The following is a 22,306-nucleotide window of genomic DNA, read 5'->3' on the forward strand; positions in this document are numbered from 1 at the left end:
CCATTATCATAAGGTGAACACTCCACTGTTCACCCTTCACCGTATATTCACCCTGTATCACTATGAAATTATTGATAAAAAGCAAGAGGTGAACAGAGTGAACAATAAAACCCAAAAAAACTTTTTATCCCCCCGCGTATCGCCTGGCCGGGCGTATCCAGAACGAACAAAAATCACAAAGATGAAGAGTCGACTGTTCACTCTTCACCAACTCAGCACCACCTAACCACATGATATAAAATGAGAAACAACCGAGGTGAACAGTGTGAACAGTTAAATGCAAAAAAACTTTTTTTCTGTGCTTATTGTTTAAAAAAAGATCACATGAAAAAGGTGACACATTTCTAAAGAGGGATCGTATTACTATGACAATTCATAATTGGTACACGTTTAGGTACACAACTGAAAGTTGAATACGGAAAAATCCTTTATATTTAATACATTAAGAAATTTATTCAGACTCCGCCAGCCCACCAAAATTCTCCATCGGCGATCACCAGAGTCGACTGATGAAGTCCTGAAAGCCCGCACGGCGCAAGCACTGCGGGCTTTTTTGTACCCTCAACATGTCCCGCGAAGTCCGTAAATTTTCCCGGCGACACAGAAACATCACGCCATTAAACATTATTTCTCTCATGCTCAATGAGCCATTCTTTGCGTGAAATCCCCCCTCCGTAACCTGTCATCGCCCCATCTTTTCCAATTATCCTGTGACAGGGGATGACAATCGCAATCCGGTTGGCACCGTTAGCGGCAGCGACGGCGCGCACAGCATTTGGCTTATTAAGCCGTAGTGCAATGGCCTGATAGTGTGAGGTCTGTCCATAGGGAACAGCACGCAACGCATGCCAGACGGATTGTTGAAAATCACTGCCCGGAGCATCTAAAGCCAGATCAAACTGTCGGCGCGTTCCGGCAAAATACTCGCCGATCTCTTTTACTGTCTGCCGGGTATGGCTGTTTTCGCCGGTGACGATTCTGGCGTTAAATAAACGCTGAATATCGCGGAATTCTGTTTCTAACATCCGGCGATCGGTAAACTCCAGCAGACAGACTCCCCGGTCTGTCGCGCAGACAAACATCGGACCAAGCGTCGTGGTAAACCGGTGAATGACTATCACCTGGGTTGCCTGAGTCGGCGCTGCGCCAGTAAGACGCTTGTAGGTATAACCAAAGCCGCTCAGCGATTCATAGCCATTGTCCAGCGCAACGTCAGTCGCCGCTCGTCCGCTTTTCAGCTCCTGCAAGGCAACGTTCACCCGCTGCATTCGCTGGAAAGCCTGAAAAGTGATGCCGTGATGTTGCAGGAACCAGCGCCTTACCCGCTCCGGGCTGATGCCATGCTGACGAAGCTCCGCGTCTGCTACACGGGATTTGATATCGCGCCTGACAAGCGCGAGCGCCTGCTCAACGAATAATGGCGCGCTGTGCGCATTTTCCGCAGGTCTGCAGACCTTACAGGGACGAAAGCCGTCCGCCAGGGCAGATTTGGCATCTTTATAAAATTCGACATTTTCGCGCTTGGGCTTTCGCGCCCGGCATACCGAAATGCAGAATACGCCAGTGGTTTTGACGCCAACAAAAAACACGCCAGTGTAATCTGAAGCACGTTCAAGTAATGCCTGATACCAGATATCACACAGATTTTTATCGGTTATTTTCATCACCAAAAAGTCCTTCAAACGTCTGACGAGATCGGATCGCATGCATGACATCAGTCAGCGTTGACTGCATCGCTGAATGAACAAAATTGCCCATTGAAATGCGGCTTACCCCTGCCCGTTTCAGCCTGTCGAATGACGGAAGAACGGGCATACACATGACATTCAAAGGCAATCCCGTTGCCTCTGCAATGAGGCTGATGTCTTTCTCTGACGTCAGGCAGGGAACAAAAAGGCCGTCAGCACCTGCAGCTTTGTAGCGTTGACCCCGTAATATCGTCTCCTGCAACGCGTCTTCATGCCCGAGCAGGTAAGTATCAGTCCGGATGTTCAGAAACAGGCTGTAATTTTCGCTTCTCAGCGTATCGCATACTGTTCTCAGGTTACGGGAAAAATCAGAGGCATCGTCAAGCTGACGAACCCCGTTTATGACTCGGCTGTCTTCGAGGTTAACGCCTGCGACGCCTGTCTGAGCAAGACGCCGCAGATTGTCTGCTATCTCTTCGGCTGAATCACCATACCCTGCTTCCATGTCAACGCTCAATGGCAGGCTGCTGGCAGCCCGGATCCGGGTGACCATATAAAATAACTCATCAAACGGCACTCCCTGCCCGTCGTCATATCCCAGTGTGGACGCTATAGCTGCACTGGACGTTCCCAGAACCTGGTAGCCTGCTTTTTGCGCTGCGACAGCACTGGCGGCATCCCAGACGTTGGCGATAAGAAGAGGCTCATGCTGATAGTGGCGTTCTGCAAAGTTCATATTCATATCCTCTCGATAGATTGAAAATGAATCTAAGCACTCAGGAAGAACCTCACAACCGAAATTCAGACGACCATTTTTTAGCAAACGTCGTCTGAACATGGGGGGGCGGAACAGACCAAAACCTTTCAGGCCCGGACTCCGGCTTTCAGCATGGCTAAGCAGACGAGGTTCTCCCACATGTTCCCCGGTGAAAGCATGGAGCAGGTGACCCAGTGTTCCGGCGAACACAATACGCTGAGCCAGGATTTCGTCATAGTAGAGAGGGTCTACCACAACGACAAAATTAAGATCGGAGTATTGATCGAACCCGCCATGAACAAGCGAGCCGCCAGCGAGAAGGGAGTGAATCTGCGATCATTCCACCACAATCACTACGTCCAGCCCTGACAGAGCTCATTCATCTTCTCGCTTGAGAAGCTATCCTCTCCCTTTGACCAACATCAACGACACCGCCCCTCCCCCTATGGAGAATAAAAAAACACCCCTACCCAGCGCTACGGAATAGCCGCTTAACCCGGAAGGAACTCCACCATGTACAGACCCATAACCGTCATAATATTCATTCTCCTGACGCTCGCCGCCCTCGCGGAAATAGGCGTTTTATCCTTTGGATAATCCTCAGGCTAAATACCTCTCATCAGGGCATGTTGATCTCATTACAGTTTTTTCCTAAAGCCATCCCGTTTCGCCTGTGCCATGCTGAATCACGCTCATAACCGATAACGTTAAATGAGGATATTATGAAAAAAACAATTATCGCATTATCTGCCGTTCTGCTGGCTTCCCCAGTATTTGCTGCGACCACACATGCAACTGACGATACCGTCGCGGCGGCGAACGCAAACGCCAACGAGGCGAAGCAAAAACTGCACGAAGAGCAGAACAAAGGTGAAGAGCTGAAGCTGAAACAGAAGCATGCTGCGGAAGGTAAAAGCGAAAGCTTTGGCAGCAAGGTCAGCGAAGATTCCCAGAAAGCCTGGCATAAAACCAAAGAAGGCACCGAGAAAGGGTGGGATGCCACCAAAGAAGGCGCGGAGAAAGGCTGGAACAAAACCAAAGAAGGTGCCAGCGAGCTGGAAAAGAAAGTCACTGAGTAATTAATTATCCTCACGAAAAGGTCGCGCTTGCGGCCTTTTTTATTTCTTCGAATATAATTAGCACCTCAGGCGTTTACGCAGTGCGCACTTATCGGAGAAACCACTATGTATCGCCTTTTGGCCTTTCTGACCGTTCTGCTTTTATGCCCTTCCCTGCATGCTGCCCCAAAAAGCTACCTTATCGACACCGAAAACACCGCCATTCGGCTCTCGTGGCACGCCTTCGGCGGCATCCTCTCCTGGGCGACGTTCAGCGGCGTGACGGGTGCCGTAACGCTCAATCCGGATAACGACGTTGACGACCACATCCACGTCACCATTCCCGTGGCCACCCTGGTGGCCTCAAACACGCTGCTCACCTGGCAATTAAAAAGCGACATGTTTTTTGATGCGGAGCACTACCCGACCATCGAGTTCATCAGCTCTCGCGTGGTCGACCAGGGCGCCGGACGGTTCAGGGTGTTCGGCACGTTGACCGTTCGAAACATTGCCCGGCCGGTGATCCTGGAGGCCGCGGTGAAAGACCCGCATGCGCAGGCCCTCACGCTGGATGCCACCACCGCGATATCACGCGCGTCCTACGGGATGGATAAGTTTGCCCTGGTCGTTGACGATCGTATTGCCATCGCCATTGCGATACAGACTAACAAGGTGCCGTCATCCTGAAATCACGCGCTGCAGCCGCTCAGCGTTTCCCCGCAGGTGAGACGGCGGGTTGCGGCCAATCAGGACAAACTGGTAGCCCGCCTCCAGCCACCACGCCAGGTTCATGCTGTGCCGCTGCTCCTGCTGGAGCGAGGCCGTCGTCTTCTCATCAACAGGCGAAATACAGAGGGCCATCGGGCCGTAGTCGGGGTTGATCCAGGCAATCTGCGCGATAGAGGTGGTTTCATAGCGCAGCATGCGCACCATTTTAAGCTCTGCCCCCTGCAGGGTAAGCTGCGACAGGTTTAGCGTCATGCCGATATCCTGCGCGGCCCGTTCCAGCCCGCGCTGCAGAACCGGCGTTGCGCTGTCCATATCCAGCAGCGTCTCGACGCTGTACAGGGACATATATTGCGCTTCGAGGTCGCGGATATGGGCATTCTCATCCTCTGGGGCAGCAGCAGGCCGCAGCAGGTAGCCCAGCCCGGAGCCGACCAGCAAGAAACTGACCGAGGCGGCGATCAGCGCCCGTCGGCTGACGCCAGTCGGCGTGGCGGACTGCGGGTCGGGAAGTGCCGCAAGACGCGCCTGCATCGTCTCAAGAGGCGCATCATCCAGCAGGGGAGCAAACGCCCCGGCGTAATCCTGGCTGCTTTTCATCAGTTCATCGGTTCGTCCGGCGAGGCGTTCGTCACGCTTTAACTGTTCTTCAAACTGCTGCGCGTCGGCGCGACACATCTCGCCATCTATCCAGGCCACGATGGCGTCGTCGTTATAGGGCGGTGTAAAACGGTGCGCGTTCAAGAGCGTTTCTCCTTTACCGGAGGGAGTGCGTCAGCGGATCTGGCAAGCCGAGCCCGCGCCGTCGCCAGCCGGCTCATCACGGTACCGATCGGCACCGCCAGGGTCTCCGCCGCCTCCAGGTAGGTAAAGCCTTCGACATAAACCAAAAATACCGCGTTGCGCTGGGCTTCGGGCAGCGCGTTAACGCGCTGCATTACCTGAAGGTAATGCAGGCGCGTCTCATTCTGTTCTTGGGTGTCCGGTGCCAGCAACTCGTCGCTGGGAACAAATCCCTGCCCCTGTCGAACGTGTCGTGCCCGAAGCTCTGAGATCCAGATGGAGTGCAGGATCGCGAACAGCCACCTGTCGATGCGCGTGCCAGGCGTGTACTGGCTGCTTCTTTCAAGCGCACGCACGCAGGTGGACTGAACCAGCTCTTCGGCGATATCCCTGTTTCGCGACAGCACCAGCCCATAGCGCCAGAGGCGCGTCAGGTGTGCGGCGAGCTGTTGACGAACCTCACGGGTTGCGATGGGTTTTCCCTCCACGAGAAGATCAGGATTCCGGGTGTCCATTGATGGCGGCCTGCAGGTCACGATACTCCTCGCAGGACTGGCCACAGATTCCGGCAATGACCTTCAGTTGTTCTTTCGCGAGGTCCGGGCGTCCTTTCACCATCCACGCTTCACCGAGATACTCCCGGGCTTTGGCGTAATCCGGGGCGATAGCCAGCGCGCGCTGGTAATAGCCAATCCCTTCGTCCGTTCGGCCCAGTTTGCGCGTGGCGAACCCGCGATAGTTCCACGCTTCAGCCGTGTTGCCATTTTTCAGCGAATCCAGCAGGTTCAGCGCCGCCTGGTACTCGCCTTTCTTCGCGAGATGGTACGCATAGTTGGTTTTGTCCTGGTCGCTGAGGCTGCTGCTCTTGTCCGGCACGCATTTCTGCGTGGCGCTGTCATACACCTGTCCGGAAGGACAATCAGGCGTTTTGCTCTCGGTACTATTATTGCCCATGGCCAGCGCCAGTGGAGACAGCAGAGAAAAAATCAGCACCGGGATCAAACGAAACGAGGTTGTGCGCATATAAAACTCCAGGGTGAGTGGGGAGTGACGTCAGTAAACGTCCGGGTGAGGATTTTTATTCATTCTTCGGTGAATTTTTTTCTGTCCTAAAACCCTGCCTGCACTTCAGTTGTAAAGGTAATAAACCAGGTTATTTTTTGTTTTCTCGTTATTATTCCTTGCGCCCATTAGCAGAGTTTTAACCCTGTACAAGAATATATTTCATTACCTAAGTGACATAATATATCTTACATCAAAAACGTTACCCTAACTTAAACACACATTAAGCGCGCTTAAATAATAACGTTTGACATGATATTTAAAATGCTCCCTACCAATTATCATACTGGGTCGTAAACGTTAAATAACAGCACCGCAAAAGAAAACAAAAAGACACTAAAAACAACGATATAAAAAACAACAATTATAAAAAAGAGCAATCCATTAATGCCCCACTCATTGTTTCCATCTTTATTTACCAAAGCTTAATTTGCACAACCCTCATTTTCTGTCTATATCATTTTTATATTCCAGAAACCAATTCCTCTATTAATTACAGGGTTTTATAAAATACAAAACACCCATTAAACGTTTTTTTCATAAGTCATTAGATTCGCTCTGATGTTGCCACTCTGACGCATGGCGGGCATCGTGCGCGCTGAAATCTACGGTGAGCGCTGTTTTATAACAGCAACTGCGCCGGGGGCGCCCTTTACCTTCAGCAGAGATGGCTCGTCTTGCTCGCCGTTCATGACACTTCTGCTGGAGTAATAACAAAATGAGCCAAATCTCTGTTATTTCAAAACTTACTGGCGTAGAAACGACCCTGGAAGGCACACAGGTTACGCTGAACCATTCCTCTGTCGTTGAGCTTCACGTCGAGCGAGCGAGCGTCTCCCACTTCGCGCGAAGCGGTAACGACCTGCTGGTGACATTGCACTCCGGCGAGGTGATCACCCTTAAAAACTTCTATGTGGCGGACGCGCAGGGCGTGAGTCAGCTGGTTCTGCAGGACAGCAACGGCGCGTTATGGTGGATTGAAGATCCGACCGGGGCCGCCACGTACGAATCTATCGCGTCCACGGACGTGCTGCTTGCGGCGTCAGGAAGTGACGCTGGTGGCGCCGCCATCTGGCCATGGGCCCTGGGTGGTATTGCCGCTGCAGGGGGCATCGCGGCCGCGGCAAGTAGCGGCGGTGGCGGCGGTGGTGGCAGCAGTAACAATTCGGCCGATCCGGATACGACTGCACCAAATGCACCTTCCGGCCTTAAGTTCTCCTCAGACGGTAAAACCGTCACCGGTTCCGCCGAACCCGGCAGTACCATCACGCTGAAAGACGCGAACGGCAACGTCATTGGCACAGGAAAAACGGGCAGCGACGGCAACTTTAGCGTCTCCCTCGGGACACCGTTGACCAACGGCGAGCAGGTAACCGCCACCGCAACGGATAACGCCGGGAATATCAGCCAGGGTTCAAGCGTCACCGCACCGGATCTCACCGCACCCGATGCACCAACGATTGGCAGCGTAATCGACGATATCGCCCCTCAGACGGGGACGGTGATCAACGGCGGCAGCACCAACGATCGGCGGCCGCAGCTCTCCGGCACCGCTGAAGCGGGCTCCACCGTGACGATTTATGACGGCGGAATAGCCATTGGCTCCGCGGTCGTCGCCAGCAATGGCACATGGACATTCACCCCGTCCGTCGACCTGAATGAAAGCACCCACCAGATTACCGTACGGGCAACCGACGCCGCCGGCAACACCGGGCCAGCCTCACCGGTATTCACCCTCACCGTCGATCTTACCCCTCCGACAGCGCCCACCGCGATTGTGCTGCTCGACGATACGGGCCTTATCCGAGGAACAATCACGTCGGGCTTGCCTACCGATGCCTCGCAGCCGATCCTGGCGGGAACGGGCGAACCCGGTGGAACCATCACCATTTACGATAACGGCGTGGCGATTGGTACAACGACGGTGCTGCCTAACGGTACCTGGAGCGTTACCCCAGGGGGCCCGCTCCCGGACGGAACGCACTCGATCACCGTCACTGAAACCGATGCCGCCGGAAACCAGAGTACGGCCTCTGAGCCTATCATCTTTACCGTGGACACCACGCCGCCGTCAGCCCCAGGAAACCTCGTGGTGTCGAATGATGGCGGCACCATCAGCGGCATCGGAGAAGCAGGCAGCACGGTGACCATCCGTGAAGGCGATTTCACTCTTGGCACAGTGGTTGTTGATAGCCAGGGGAACTTCAGCCTGACGCTGAGCCCGCCGAGGATCAACGGCGAAATCCTTACCGCTGACGCCACCGACACGGCGGGCAACACCAGTCCAACCACCTCCGCGGCGGCACCGGACATTACCCCGCCGCAGACCCCGGTCATCCTGTCGGTGATTGATGACGTGCAGGCCACCACCGGTCCCGTGGCCCAGAATGGGCTGACCAACGACCGGGCACCGACCCTGAACGGCACAGGCGAGGCAGGCTCGACCATCACGATTTATAACGGCAGCGATGCCCTCGGTACGGTGGTTGTTCCCTCCTCCGGCCAGTGGAGCTTTACGCCGCCCACACCGCTGACCGACGGCACCTGGGTGCTGACCGCGAAGGCGACGGATCCCGCCGGTAACCCGAGCGGGATATCAAATGCGTGGACAATTAACGTTGACGGTACAGCGCCAACCGCCCCGGTGATTTTACAGGTTGTAAACGATATTCCAGGGCAGACCGGCGCGATCGACTTGAACGGGACCACCAACGACGCCACCCCGACGCTCAGCGGTACCGCTGAAGCAAACGCGACGATCAGCCTGCGCGTGGACGGTGTTGAAATTGGTACAACCGTCGCCAATGGCCTCGGCGTATGGAGCTTTACACCTTCCTCCCCAATCGGTGAAGGCCCCCACGCTCTGACCGCCGTCGCGACCGATGCGGCAGGCAACCCCGGCCCCGTCTCCAACACCTGGACCCTGACGGTTGACAGCGTCGCGCCTGGGGCGCCGGTCATTACCCAGGTGCTGGATGATGTGCCGGAGCGCCTCGGCGCCCTCAATTCTGGCGACAGCACCAACGACACCACGCCAACGCTCAACGGCACGGCTGAACCGGGCTCAACCGTTACCATTCGCCTGGATGGTGCCGATCTTATTACGATCCCGATCGACGGCAGCGGCACCTGGACCTATACCCTTCCCACGCCGCTTGACGAAGGTCCTCATACCTTTAGCGTTGTCGCCACCGACGCGGCGGGTAACACCAGCCAGCCGTCAGACGACTTTACCCTGAACGTTGATATCACTGCGCCAGCGGCGGCCACCATCGTCACCGTGACCGACGACGTCGGCGGCGTATTGGGTTCGCTCAACAGCGGCGATACCACGGATGACACTCGCCCCCTGCTGCAGGGCACTGCCCCTGCAGACACGGTGATCACCGTCTATGACGGCACGACTCTGCTTGGCACCGCCATCCTCAACGGCAGCGGCGGCTGGAGCTTCACGCCCGTGACCCCGCTCACCGACGGTCCGCATTCCCTGACGGTGCACGCCACGGACGCCGCGGGCAATACCACCATCTCAACGCCATTTGAACTGACGGTGGATACCGTTGCGCCTGCCACGCCGGATATCCCGGCCATTACCGTCAATCCTGACGGCACAACAACGCCGCTGAATCCGGGCGAAACCACCCGCGACACCACGCCAACCCTGAGCGGTACCGGCAATCCAGGTGATACCGTGACGATCTACAACGGCGGCGTCAAACTTGATGATGTGCTCGTGGACGGTAACGGTAACTGGACATGGACACCAGCCACCCCGCTACCTAACGGAACCTATGACATCACTCTGACCGTCACCAACATGGACGGCACGGGCAACGAAAGCGCCCCGTCGCAGCCGGTCACTATTACCATTGATACCGAGGCGCCGGCTACGCCTGCGGCACCGATCGTCACCGACAGCGTCACCCAGATCACCGGCCCCGTCCCCAATGGCGGCACCACCAACGATCCGCGCCCGGTGCTGAGCGGCACCGGTACGCCAAACGACGTTATCAACATCACTGACACCGTTAACGGTACACCGACCGTTGTGGGCACCGTCACGGTAGACAGCAACGGCAACTGGAGCTGGCGTCCCGGCAGCGACATTGCCGAGGGCAGCCACGCCTATACCGCCACCGCCACGGATGAAGCGGGCAACGTCTCTGACCCGTCGTCAGCGATTACGATCATCGTGGATACCCTGGCGCCGGATACACCGGTGATTAGTGCAGTGGGCGGCGCGCCTGATGGTGGCTTTATCACCGATACCACGCCGACAGTGGGCGGAACCGGCGTTAACGGTGAGACGGTGATCGTCTACAACAACGGCGTCGAGCTGGGCCGTGTCGTGGTGGTGAACGGAGAATGGAGCCTGACGCTTCCAGCGCAAACGGACGGTCCGCTGAACATTACCGTGGCGGGCGTGGACACAGCGGGCAACCTCAGCGCGCCGAGTTCGGTCTTTACCGTCACGCTCGATACCGTTGCGCCCGGGATACCGCAAATTAATGCCGTCTCAGACAGCCAGCTCACCAACAACGTGCTCTACACCCGCGACGGCACGCCGACCCTAACCGGGACCGGCGAGCCCGGCACCACCGTTATCGTCTCCGTCGACGGTACTGCGTCAGGTGTGCCGATCACGATCCAGCCGGACGGCAGCTGGAGCTGGACCGCAGGCACAACGCTCCTGGATGGTTCACATACCTTTACTGTCTCGTCAGTCGATCAGGCAGGCAATCCGTCAAACGGTTCAGCGTCACTGAGCGTGACGGTGGATACCCAGGACCCAACCGCACCGGGCAATCTTAGCCTTGCTCCAGAAGGTACACCGCTGACCGGTACCGCCGAAGCAGGCGCACTCATCACCGTTAAGGATAGTGGCGGTAACGTCATTGGTACCGGGGTGGCGACCGGCGGCAGTTTCTCCATTGCGGTCAGCCCGGCCCCGCAGGATGGCGCGACCCTGACCGTGACCGCGACCGATGCTTCCGGACGTACCAGCGTTGATGCAACTTATAACGTCACCGGTACGCTTCCGAATCTTCCTGACGTACCCGTGATCGTGGCCATCAACGATGACGTCGACCCAATCATTGGCGACGTGAAAGGCAAAACGACCAACGACACCACCCCAACCCTCACCGGTACGGCTCAGGCGGGAAGCCAGATCGCTATCTACCTGGACGGTGGCGTGACGCCCGTCTCGACGGTCACGGCCGACGGCAGTGGCAACTGGAGCTATACGCCGGCCGCGCTTGGCGAGGGGCTGCACACCTTTGAGGTGACTGCGACCCTTAACGGCCAGACCAGCGGCCGCTCTCCGGCGGCCAGCGTCACCGTTGACCTTACCGCGCCGGGCACGCCGACCATCGGCGCCGTGATTGACGACGTCGGCCCGGGCACCGGCCCGCTGACCAGCGGCCAGACCACCAACGACAACCAGCCGACCCTCACCGGCACCGGCGCGGTGGGCGATACCATCTCCATCTACAACAACGGCGTGCTGCTGGACAGTGTGGTAATCGGCAATACCGGCACCTGGAGCTACACCACGCCTGTCCTGGCAGAGGGCAATCACGTCCTGACCATCCGCGAGACCGATCCGGCGGGGAACCAGAGCGGTCCTTCGGCGGGCTTCACCGTCGTGGTGGATTCCGTTTCCGCCACGCCGGTCATCACCAACGTCACGGATAATGTGGGCAATGCCGCCACCACGGTGGTCAGCGGCGAGCTCACCAACGACGCCACGCCAACCCTTACAGGGACAGCGGACGCAAACAGCGTGGTGACTATTTTCGACGGCGGCACCCAGATTGCCGTAGTGACGGCTGACAGTACCGGCGCATGGACGTTTACCCCTGATACCGCCCTCGGCGAAGGCTCGCACAGCTTTACCGTCCGGGCGACCGACCCGCAGGGTAACCTCAGCGCGGTCTCCGCGCCCTGGAGCGTGGTGATTGACCTGACTGCACCGACGGTTCCGACGCTGGATAATGTGAGCGACGACGTCCCTGGCGGCGTCCAGGGTAACCTCACCAGCGGCCAGGTGACCAACGACAGCACCCCAACCATCAGCGGCACCGGGCTGGCGGGCAGCACTATCCACATCATGAATAACGGCACGCAGATTGGTACAACGACCGTTGACGGAAGCGGGAACTGGTCCTTTACGCCGACCGCGCCGCTGGGCGACGGCAGCTACGCCCTGCGCGCGTATGCAACGGATACTGCAGGCAACGCCTCGGCCAACTCATCGGTCTTCACCTTTACCGTGGATACCGCAGCCCCTGGTGTACCGGTAGTCACCAGCGTGGTTGACGATATCGGTTCGGTCACCGGGACGCTCACGTCGGGTAACAGCACCAACGACGCGCGTCCGACCTTCAGCGGTACGGGCGAAGTGGGTTCTACCGTGCACGTGCTCGTTGATGGCAACGAAATTGGCACGGCGGTGGTCAATGCCCAGGGCAACTGGAGCTTCACCCCGGGCAGCGATCTGGCCGAAGGTCCACACGCCATCACCTTTAACGCGACCGATGCGGCAGGCAACACCGGCGCCACAACGGCACCGTTTAACCTGACGGTCGATACGGGCGTGCCGTTAGCGCCGGTCATCTCGACCGCGGGTGACAACGTGGGCAGTATTCAAACCCCGCTCTCTTCCGGGCAGAGCACCGACGACACCACGCCGACGCTGAACGGCACCGCGACCGCCAACGCCACGGTTACCGTGTATGAAAACGGACAGCCGGTCGGCACCGTGCAGGCGGACGGCACCGGCGCATGGAGCTTTACGCCATCAGCGCCGCTCACAAGCGGCAGCCATACCTGGACCGCCACGGTCACCGATGCAGCGGGCAACGTCAGCCCGACCTCGCCGGGCTTTACCCTGATTGTTGATACCGCGGCACCGAACGCGCCGGTTATCAGCCAGGCGATAGACGACGTGGGCAGCATCACCGGCCCGCTCACGTCCGGGCAGACAACCGACGACACCGTACCTCGGCTTGTTGGAACCAGCGAACCGTTTGCCACCGTGAAGATCTATGAGGGCACCACTCTGGTCGGCACGGGCACCGCGGACGGCAGCGGCAGCTGGAGCATCGTGCTCACCCCTCCGCTGACCGCGGGCGCGCACAGCTTTACCGCGCAGGCCACGGATGCGGCAGGCAATACCAGCGTGTCGTCCACCAGCTTCAGCCTCACCGTCGACACCACGCCGCCTGCGCTGCCGGTGCTGACCAGCATTCTGGATGACGTGGGCAATGCGGCGACGCCGGTTGCCAACGGTGGGTTCACCAACGACGCGCAGCCGACCCTCAGCGGTACGGCGGAAGCGGGAGCCACGGTGAAAATCTTTGATAACGGCGTACAGATCGGCAGCGTGACGGCGACCGGCGGCGCGTGGAGCTTTACGCCATCTCCGGCGCTGAGCAACGGCGCGCACACGTTGACCTTCACCGCCACCGATGCGGTGGGCAACGCCAGCGCCCCCACCGCCGGATATGTCATTAACGTCGATACCCTCCCGCCAGCCGCGCCGGTCATCAGTTCGGTCATTGATGATGTCGGCAGCGTCACCGGGCCCGTGACCGGTACGAACCCGACTAACGACACCCGTCCAACGCTGAACGGGACTGCCGAAGCGAATGCCACGGTTCGGATCTACGACGGCATCACGCTGGTGGGCACGGTCACCGCCGATGGCAGCGGCAACTGGACCCTGCCACAAACCACCACCACGTTGACGCAGGGCACGCATAACTTTACCGCGACGGCCACCGATGCGGCGGGCAACACCAGCGTGGCGTCAGCCGTGACGACGATTATCGTCGATACGACCGCGCCAACGGCGCCGACCGGAACCTTCAACGCCGACGGTAGCATCCTGACCGGGAGCGCGGAGGCGGGCAGCACCGTCACTATCCGCCTTGCGGACGGTTCAACGGTGACCGCCATTGCGGGCAGCAACGGCACCTACAGCTACACCTTCATTAACAAACAGATCGAAGGCCAGACGCTGCAGATCACCGCGACCGACGTCGCAGGCAACACCTCCCTGCCGGGCTCTGCCCTTGCGCCGGTGGTGCCGCTCTCCGCCAGCAATAACGTTGAGGAGCTGAACCTCAGCACCACGGCGACCGTGACCAACAGCCAGTACAGCGACTACGGCTTCCTGCTGGTCGGCGCCGTGGGCAACGTCCTGACGCTGATCGGTAATGACACCGCGCAGGTGAACTTCACGGTGGGCAACGGCGGCAGCGCGGACATCGTGGTAAACGCCAACGCCACGGGGGCGGTGCTCTCTCTGCTCAATACCCTTGAGCTGGTGGTGCAGCACTACGTCAACGGTGTCTGGACAACCGTGGTGGATACCGGCCAGCCGCAGTTTGCCGATCTCCTGACCCTCGGCGCCACCGGCGTCTCGCTGAACCTTACCGGGCTGGCCGACGGCAACTACCGCGTGCTCAGCTATAACACCAACCTGCTGGCGACCGGTTCCTACACCAGCCTCGACGTGGCGGTGAAAGAGACCGGTCCGGGTACGGTCACGGGCGATACCAGCCTCAACGGCAACGTGATCCTCGATACGGACCCGACCGCCGGCAGCGACAACGCGCCGGCCGGCACCACTATCTCCACGGTCACTAACGCGCAGGGCGTGACCACCAGCGTGAACGCCGACGGCACGGTGATCCAGGGCAAATACGGTACGCTGACCATCAACCGCGACGGCAGCTATACCTACAACCTGACCGACACCAGCGCCGCGGTCGTTGGCCGGACGGAGAGCTTCACCTACACCATCACCCATAACGGCGTCAGCGCGTCGGCAAACCTGGTGCTGTCTCTGGGTGCCGGTACGGTCATCAACGGCATTGTGGCAGTAGACGACACGGCCTCGCTGACCTTTGACACCACCGTGAGTGAGGTGAATAACGGCGCCTCGTCTCAGAACGGTTTTACCCTGGTGGGCATTAATCTCGGCAGCACGCTGGGGCTTAACCTGCTGGACGACCTGACCAACCCGATTATTTACAACGTGGAGGAAGGGACGACCCGTACCATGACCATCCAGGCCTCCGTGGGGGGCGTGGCGCTGGCATCGGTGTTCGATCTGTACGTCTATAAGTTCAACAATGCGACCCAGACCTTCGAGCAGGTTCGCGTCGAGTCGGGCTGGCTGCGCGCGCCGCTGCTGGGGGGCACGTCACCGCAGCTTACGCTGAACCTGCCTGCCGGGGAGTACCTGTTCCTGCTGAATACCGCGTCCGGGATCACCGCCCTGACGGCCTACACGCTGAGCGTCCTGCAGGACCATGTCTACAGCGTGGCGAGTATTAGCGAAACGACCACCGGCGACGTGCTGGCGAATGACCCGGTTCCGGCGGGCACGCTGGTTACCGAAGTGAACGGCGTGACGGTCAACAGCAGCGGCACCACCACCATTCAGGGGGAATACGGCACGCTGACCATCAATGCGTCCGGTCAGTACACCTATACCCTGAGGAACGGCGTAGGCGCGGACCATATCAGCACGCCGGATACGTTCGTCTACACCGTTACCGCGCCTGACGGCTCGAAGGATACGGCATCGCTCAACATCACCCCAACCGCGCAGGCAATGAATGCGGTCAACGATGTCAGCGCCACGATGGACCTTACCTCGGTGCACCACACGTCGGTCTACTCGGATACCACCGTGGGCGTCGCCAGCTGGACCACGGCCCTGCTCTCGTCAACCCAGGGCAGCGGCAGCGGAACCTTTGTGGTCGACCCGAACACCGCGCTGCACAACGCGTCGCTGCACTTTAGCGTGGCCTCGCTGCTGGCGCTGGGCGGGCTGACGGTGAACTGGACGATTAGCGATGCCAACGGCGCGATCCGCAGCGGCTCCTTCAGCGGCGCCTCGCTGCTGGGCGGCAGTATCGACGTCCCGCTGACCGGGCTGGATCTCAACGCCGGGACCTATACGCTGAGCTTTACCGGTAGCGTACCGGGGCTCAGCGTTGGGACCATCACCATCACGCCAAGCGTAAACGGCACCACCTACTCGCTGAGTAATTTCGACGTCACCGGCAGCCACACCGTCAACGGCAATATCTTTGACGGCACCGACTCTGGCGGCGTGCTGGATCAGCTCCACTCGGTGGATACCCGTCTGAGCGTGACCGGCTACAACGGCGTGACCACCACGCTGGATCCGTATACCGGCAGCGCAACGGTGAACATTGTCGGCCACTACGGCACGCTGGCGATCGGCGCTGACGGACACTACACCTATACCCTGAACAGCGGGGTATCGCTCTCAACCATGACCTCGAAGGAGACCTTCAACTACACCCTGACCGACTCTGCCGGAAGAACGGATACCGCTACGCTGACCATCAATATGGCGCCGCAGTTCATCAGCTCGGAACATAACGACGCCATCACCGGTACGGCCTACGGCGATACGCTGATTTACCAGGTGCTGAACAGTACGGTGGGGAATGCCACGGCGGGTAACGTCAGCAGCGCCGGAGGCGATCACTGGACCGGGTTCTCGCTGGCGCAGGGAGACAAGATCGACATTGGCGATCTGCTGGTGGGCTGGGACGGTAATACCGCCTCGTTGGGGAATTATATCCATGTCACACAAAGCGGTAGCAACACTGTGATCTCCATCGACCGTGATGGTGCAGGGTCCACCTACACTAATACTGCACTCGTTACGCTTGATAACGTTCAGACCACGTACGACGAGCTTGTTAACCAGCAACACATCATTACCTGATAGCACCTGCAACAGATGACCCGGGCGCACAGCGCCCGGGCATTAATAATAAAGCTGTACTTTTTTATTAGGGACATGACATGGGAATGAAGATGCCTTACTGGTGGCTCTCGTGCTGCCTGATATCTGTGCCCGCTTTCTGCGCAAATCCGGCGGCAACCATCAATACCGGACAGCTTCGCGAAACGCAGGAACTCCCCTCGCTCAACGGTCGCGTGGCCCCGGTGGCTGGCAACGCCGCGCCCGGCTCATTACAGCTTGGCGAGGCCGTCAACCGTGCCGTCACCTGGCATCCGGCCATCAGCGAAGCCGTGGGCAAACTCTACCAGCAGAGCGAAGAGGTGGACGTCGCAAAATCAAAATACTATCCGCAGATTAATGCCGGCGTGGACAACGGGTATTCCCACGACGGCGACCAGAACGGCTTTACGCCGTCGCTGGTGCTTTCCCTCTCACAAATGCTCTACGACTTCGGCAAGGTGGCCAGCCAGGTGCGCGCCGAAAGCGCCGGCGTGGCCCAGCAGCAGGCTAACGTGCTGGTGAGTATCGACACCATCGCCCACGATACCGCCGTCGCCATGGTACAGGTGCAAACCTGGCAGCAGATGGTCGACACCGCCAAAGAGCAGCTTGAGGCTCTTTCCTCCATTGGCACGCTGACCCGCCAGCGTAACGACGAGGGGGCTACGTCGCTCTCTGACGTGGTACAGACCGATGCCCGTATCGAAGGCGCGCGCGCCCAGCTGATGCAATACCAGGCCAGCCTGGACAGCGCCCGCGCGACGCTGATGAGCTTTCTCGGCTGGAACAGCCTGAACGCGATCAGCAATGATTTTCCGCAAAAGCTGGCCCGCAGCTGCGATGTCGCCGAGCCGGACGACCGACTGGTTCCCGCGGTACTCGCCGCCTGGGCGCAGGCTAACGTCGCCCAGGCTAACCTCGACTACGCCGACGCGCAGATGACGCCCACCGTCTCGCTGGAGCCGGAGGTGCGCCACTACATGAACGATCGCTACGCGGGCAGCGACACGCGGGATCGCACCCAGTATTCCGCCTGGGTGAAAGTGCAGATGCCGCTCTACCAGGGCGGCGGCCTCACCGCCCGGCGTAACGCCGCCGGACACGCGGTGGAAGCGGCACAGTCCACCATTCAGCGCACGCGCCTTGACGTTCGCCAGAAACTGCTGGAAGCCCGCAGCCAGGTGATGAGCCTGCAAAGCACGCTGCAAATTCAGGGTCGCCAGGAGGCGCTCAGCGCCCGCACCCGCGAACTGTACCAGCAGCAGTATCTGGACCTCGGCTCGCGCCCCCTGCTCGACGTGCTCAACGCCGAACAGGAGGTTTATCAGGCGCGCTTCACCCAGCAGCAGACCGTTGGTCAGCTGCACCAGCTGCAGCTCAACTGCCTGTATAACACCGGGCAATTGCGTCATGCGTTCGACCTTGATAACCGCACCATCCAGACCGTGGAGATCCAGCCATGAAGCAGCGTGATATCCCGCAAGGTGAAAACATGACGGATGCGGCCCTGGCGCAGTGGGCGCAGGCCTTTGGCTTTATCGCCACCCGCTACCGCGTTGCCTGCTCGCCCGGCGCGCTGATCGCAGGCGCACCGTGGCTGAAAGGCAAACCGATGGTGCCCGCCCTCACCCAGCTCGCCCGTGAAGCGGGGCTGTCGTTTCAGCTGCTCACCGCTGACCAGCAGTCAATCAACAGCTGGCGTCTGCCGGTGGTGGTGGCGCTGAATGACGGCCGGGTCGGGGCGATCGAGCACTTCGACGGCGACGACACGCTGGAAGTCAGCTTCTTCGACGACCAGACCTACACCAACCGGCTGTCGATGACGGCCATGCTGCCCGCTATCCGCCACGTCATTGCCCTGCGTCCCCTTGCCGCGCTGAAGGACAGCCGCGTGGATGCTTATATCTCAAAATATCGCCCGGACTGGCTCTACCGGCTGGTGATGCGCGATCTCCGCCCCTACAGCTGGGTGATGCTCGCCGCGCTGTTTATCAACGTGCTGTCGCTTTCCGGGATCGTCTTTTCCATGCAGGTGTATGACCGGGTGATCCCCGCCCAGTCCTACCCGACGCTGTACGTCCTGACCATCGGGGTGCTGATCGCCACCCTGTTTGGCTTCGTGCTGCGCGTGGCGCGCGGCCACATTATGGATCTGCTCGGCAAGCGCTCGGATATGCGCGTCTCGGATCGCGTCTTCGGCCACGCGCTGCGGCTGCGCAACAGCGCGATTCCCCGCTCCACCGGGAGCTTTATCTCACAGCTGCGCGAGCTGGAGCAGATCCGCGAGATGGTCACCTCGTCCACCATCTCGACGATTGTCGACCTGCCCTTCTTTCTCCTGTTCGTGGTGGTGCTGGCGATCATCGCCCCGCAGCTGGCGTGGATCGCTCCGGTCGCGGCGGTGATCATGGTCCTGCCCGGCCTGCTGCTGCAGAAGAAGCTGGCGGAGCTGGCAAAGCAGTCGGCCCATGAATCGACCCTGCGCAACGCGGTGCTGGTGGAGAGCGTGCAGGGGCTGGAAGACATCAAGCTGATGCAGGCGGAAAACCGCTTTTTGCAGCAGTGGAACAGCTATATCCAGATCACCGCCGAATCCGGCCTGCGCACCCGCGAGTTGACGCAGAACCTGATCAGCTGAGGGATGACCATTCAGAGCCTGGTTTACGCCGCCGTGATTGTGGTCGGCGCGCCGATGGTGATCGACGGTACCCTGACCACCGGCTCGGTGGTCGCTGCATCGATGCTGGCCTCCCGCATGATCGCCCCGATGGCGACACTGTGCGGCGTGCTGGCCCGCTGGCAGCAGGTCAAAGCGGCAAAAGAGGGGCTGGACAGCATCATGCAGCTTCCCACCGAAAACCAGCGCGAGGAGACGCCGATCCGCCAGGACGTGCTGCGCGGCCACTACCTCTTCGAGCAGGCGCAGTTCCGCTATCAGCCGGACGATCCGCGCATGGCGCTGCGCATTAACCGCCTCGAGATCGGGCCGGGTGAGAAAGTGGCGATCCTCGGGCGCAACGGCGCGGGCAAATCGACCCTGCTGCAGGCGATGGCGGGCGGGATGGATCTGGCGGCGGGCGAGCTGCGGCTCGACGGCTTCAGCCTGCCGCATCTCGACGTGGCGGACGTGCGGCGCAACGTCGGCTTTATGACCCAGAACGCGCGGCTGTTTTACGGCACCCTGCGCGAGAACATCACCCTCGGCATGCCGCGCGCCACCGACGAAGAGATCTTCGAGGCGCTGGAGCTGACCGGCGCGGCGGGCTTCGTGCAGAAGCTGCCCAAGGGGCTGGACTACCCGATCATGGAAAACGGCGTGGGGCTCTCCGGCGGGCAGCGCCAGTCGATTCTGCTGGCGCGAATGCTGCTGCGCGATCCGAATATCGTGCTGATGGATGAACCCACCGCCTCGCTGGACGAGCACACCGAGCGGGAATTCATCCAGCGTCTGGGCGACTGGCTCGGGCACCGCACCCTGATCGTCGCCACCCATCGCGTACCGGTGCTGGAGCTGGTGGAGCGCGTGGTCGTGTTGAAAGATGGGATGCTGGTGATGGACGCGCCAAAAGCCCAGGCGCTGAGCAACAGCCGCATGCAGCAGCAACAGCAGCAGGCAGCAACCGGACGGGAGTGGAAAAATGAAAATCAGTCAGCGTGACGTGGCGGCAATGGACGATCTGGATAACGCCCTCGACTCCGAAAGCGGCTACACCGGCGCGCGCCGGATCGTGATCTTCTCGCTGCTGATGTTTGTGGTGCTGGGCGTCTGGGCGTGGTTTGGCGTGCTGGATGAGGTGTCAACCGGATCGGGGAAAGTGATCCCCAGCTCGCGCGAGCAGGTCTTACAGTCTCTCGACGGCGGGATCCTCACCGAGCTGAACGTCCACGAGGGCGATCAGGTGCAGGCCGGGCAGGTGCTGGCGCGGCTTGATCCGACCCGTTCCGAGTCAAACGTCGGCGAAAGCGCGGCGCGCTACCGCGCCTCGCTGGCCTCCAGCGCCCGCCTCTACGCCGAGGTAAACGATCTGCCGCTGAAGTTCCCGCCTTCGCTGGCGAAATGGCCGGATCTGATTGCCGACGAAACCCGGCTGTACAACTCGCGCCGCGCGCAGCTGGAGGATACCCAGCGGGAGCTTCGCGCCGCGTTAGATCTGGCTAACAAAGAGCTGGCCATTACCCAGCGGCTGGTAAAGACCGGGGCCGCCAGCCACGTGGAGGTGCTGCGCCTGCAGCGGCAGAAAAGCGATCTGGAGCTGAAGCTCACCGACGTGCGTTCGCAGTATTACGTCCAGGCCCGCGAGGCGCTCTCGAAAGCCAACGCGGAGGTGGATATGGTCTCGGCGATCCTCAAGGGCCGTCAGGATTCCGTCACCCGCCTGACGGTTAAATCTCCGGTGCGCGGGATCGTCAAAAACATCAAGGTCACCACCATCGGCGGGGTGATCCCGCCCAACGGCGAGCTAATGGAGATTGTGCCAGTGGACGATCACCTGCTGATCGAAACCCGCCTCTCGCCGCGTGATATCGCTTTTATCCACCCGAACCAGGAGGCGCTGGTCAAAATCACCGCCTACGACTACGCCATTTACGGCGGGCTGCACGGCGTGGTCGAGACCATTTCCCCGGACACCATTCAGGATGAGGCCAAGCCGGAGGTGTTTTATTACCGGGTGTTTATCCGCACCAGCCAGGATTACCTGGTCAATAAGGCGGGCAGGCATTTCTCGATTGTGCCGGGGATGATTGCCACGGTAGACATTAAGACCGGCGAGAAAACGGTGCTGGATTATCTGATTAAGCCGTTTAACCGGGCGAAAGAGGCGCTGAGGGAGCGGTAGTCAATCGCCGGGTGGCGGCTGCGCCTTACCCGGCCTACATGGTTTTCTCCCTCTCCCTGCGGGAGAGGGTTGGGGTGAGGGCATCAGACCGGAACCCGGGCGACATAGACTCCAACATAGCGCGCAAATTTCCCGATAAAGACGCCGGCAAACATGCCGCCGGAGACGATCGCCAGCGCGCTCATGGCGGGCTGCTGCATCGTCTGGGGAGAGACCGCGCTCATCACGCCCAGCACATACTTCACCCCGAACGCCAGCATCATAAACGGCAGCGCGGTGTAGTCGGCCTGCCGGTAAAGGCTGCGCGGCGCCTCTGCGCGGGTAATCACAGCCTGCTTAATCAGGACATACCCCAGCGCGGCACCGGCAAGGATCCCCGCCGTCCACAATGCAACAGTCCCGGGAGTCAGCGTGCGATAGACTATCAGATCGTAAATATCCCAGATAAGAAAGATGCCCGGAATAATGGCAAGCCGCTCCAGCGTCACGGTGGCGGGCCGTCGGGCTTTAAGGCCGCGGGAGATAAGGAAGATAAACAGCACCCACACCCAGACGGGCGTGTGCGTCACAACACCGATCAGAAATTCAAACAT

At 59.6% G+C, this 22,306-nt stretch carries 11 protein-coding genes and 2 pseudogenes; 6 read left to right on the plus strand and 7 right to left on the minus strand.

Annotation, left to right across the window (positions count from 1 at the left end; translation table 11 throughout):
• Positions 1-617: 617 nt before the first annotated feature.
• The 3 genes and pseudogenes from ACHH0Z_RS08930 to ACHH0Z_RS08940 all read right to left on the minus strand — a co-directional run.
• Positions 618-1,664 (minus strand): bifunctional transcriptional activator/DNA repair enzyme AdaA, encoded by a 1,047-nt coding sequence (locus ACHH0Z_RS08930; protein ID WP_025912349.1) that lies wholly within the window; start codon positions 1,662-1,664, stop codon positions 618-620.
• Positions 1,648-2,424 carry an isocitrate lyase/phosphoenolpyruvate mutase family protein gene (locus ACHH0Z_RS08935; RefSeq protein WP_045408774.1) on the minus strand — a complete coding sequence of 259 codons (777 nt, stop codon included), beginning with the start codon at positions 2,422-2,424 and terminating at the stop codon, positions 1,648-1,650. The genes ACHH0Z_RS08930 and ACHH0Z_RS08935 overlap by 17 nt, the downstream gene beginning before the upstream one ends.
• Before the next feature lie 159 nt (positions 2,425-2,583).
• A pseudogene (locus tag ACHH0Z_RS08940) lies at positions 2,584-2,781 on the minus strand (nucleotidyltransferase domain-containing protein); the annotation flags it as partial.
• A 386-nt stretch (positions 2,782-3,167) separates the two neighbouring features.
• On the opposite strand from ACHH0Z_RS08940, the gene ACHH0Z_RS08945 reads away from it, so the two are divergent.
• Positions 3,168-3,524 (plus strand): hypothetical protein, encoded by a 357-nt coding sequence (locus ACHH0Z_RS08945; protein ID WP_008502540.1) that lies wholly within the window; start codon positions 3,168-3,170, stop codon positions 3,522-3,524.
• 105 nt (positions 3,525-3,629) lie between these two features.
• Positions 3,630-4,190 carry a YceI family protein gene (locus ACHH0Z_RS08950; protein ID WP_021241981.1) on the plus strand — a complete coding sequence of 187 codons (561 nt, stop codon included), beginning with the start codon at positions 3,630-3,632 and terminating at the stop codon, positions 4,188-4,190.
• On the opposite strand, the gene ACHH0Z_RS08955 is transcribed toward ACHH0Z_RS08950, so the two are convergent.
• From ACHH0Z_RS08955 to ACHH0Z_RS08965, 3 genes are read right to left on the minus strand one after another with little or no spacing between them, the layout of a single operon-like run.
• Positions 4,182-4,973, minus strand: a complete 792-nt coding sequence (locus tag ACHH0Z_RS08955; protein ID WP_045408771.1) for an anti-sigma factor — start codon at positions 4,971-4,973, stop codon at positions 4,182-4,184. The genes ACHH0Z_RS08950 and ACHH0Z_RS08955 overlap by 9 nt on opposite strands.
• The gene (locus ACHH0Z_RS08960) at positions 4,970-5,527 is read right to left on the minus strand and encodes an RNA polymerase sigma factor (protein WP_045408768.1); all 558 of its coding nucleotides are present in this window, start codon (positions 5,525-5,527) and stop codon (positions 4,970-4,972) included. The genes ACHH0Z_RS08955 and ACHH0Z_RS08960 overlap by 4 nt, the downstream gene beginning before the upstream one ends.
• The gene (locus ACHH0Z_RS08965) at positions 5,508-6,035 is read right to left on the minus strand and encodes a tetratricopeptide repeat protein (RefSeq protein ID WP_008502544.1); all 528 of its coding nucleotides are present in this window, start codon (positions 6,033-6,035) and stop codon (positions 5,508-5,510) included. Before ACHH0Z_RS08965 ends, ACHH0Z_RS08960 begins: the two co-directional genes overlap by 20 nt.
• Positions 6,036-6,792: 757 nt before the next feature.
• Between ACHH0Z_RS08965 and ACHH0Z_RS08970 the strand changes: the two genes are divergently transcribed.
• The 4 genes and pseudogenes from ACHH0Z_RS08970 (at position 6,793) to ACHH0Z_RS08985 (ending at position 21,713) form a co-directional block, all read left to right on the plus strand.
• Complete coding sequence (locus tag ACHH0Z_RS08970) at positions 6,793-16,854, plus strand: BapA/Bap/LapF family large adhesin (protein WP_045408765.1); 10,062 nt, start codon at positions 6,793-6,795, stop codon at positions 16,852-16,854.
• Positions 16,855-16,934: 80 nt separating this feature from the next.
• Positions 16,935-18,338: a TolC family outer membrane protein gene (locus ACHH0Z_RS08975; protein ID WP_031275130.1), complete on the plus strand. Its 1,404-nt coding sequence runs from the start codon at positions 16,935-16,937 to the stop codon at positions 18,336-18,338.
• Positions 18,335-20,533, plus strand: a pseudogene (locus ACHH0Z_RS08980) (type I secretion system permease/ATPase). The gene ACHH0Z_RS08975 and the pseudogene ACHH0Z_RS08980 overlap by 4 nt, the downstream one beginning before the upstream one ends.
• 10 nt (positions 20,534-20,543) lie before the next feature.
• Positions 20,544-21,713, plus strand: coding sequence for an HlyD family efflux transporter periplasmic adaptor subunit (locus ACHH0Z_RS08985; RefSeq protein ID WP_086374946.1), 1,170 nt, complete (start codon positions 20,544-20,546; stop codon positions 21,711-21,713).
• 83 nt (positions 21,714-21,796) lie between these two features.
• Here the strand turns inward: ACHH0Z_RS08985 and ACHH0Z_RS08990 are convergent, their stop codons facing one another.
• Positions 21,797-22,306 (minus strand): DUF6622 family protein, encoded by a 510-nt coding sequence (locus ACHH0Z_RS08990; RefSeq protein ID WP_021241976.1) that lies wholly within the window; start codon positions 22,304-22,306, stop codon positions 21,797-21,799.

The sequence above is a fragment of the Enterobacter cloacae complex sp. 2024EL-00227 genome (genome assembly GCF_043945315.1).
Classification (GTDB): domain Bacteria; phylum Pseudomonadota; class Gammaproteobacteria; order Enterobacterales; family Enterobacteriaceae; genus Enterobacter; species Enterobacter roggenkampii.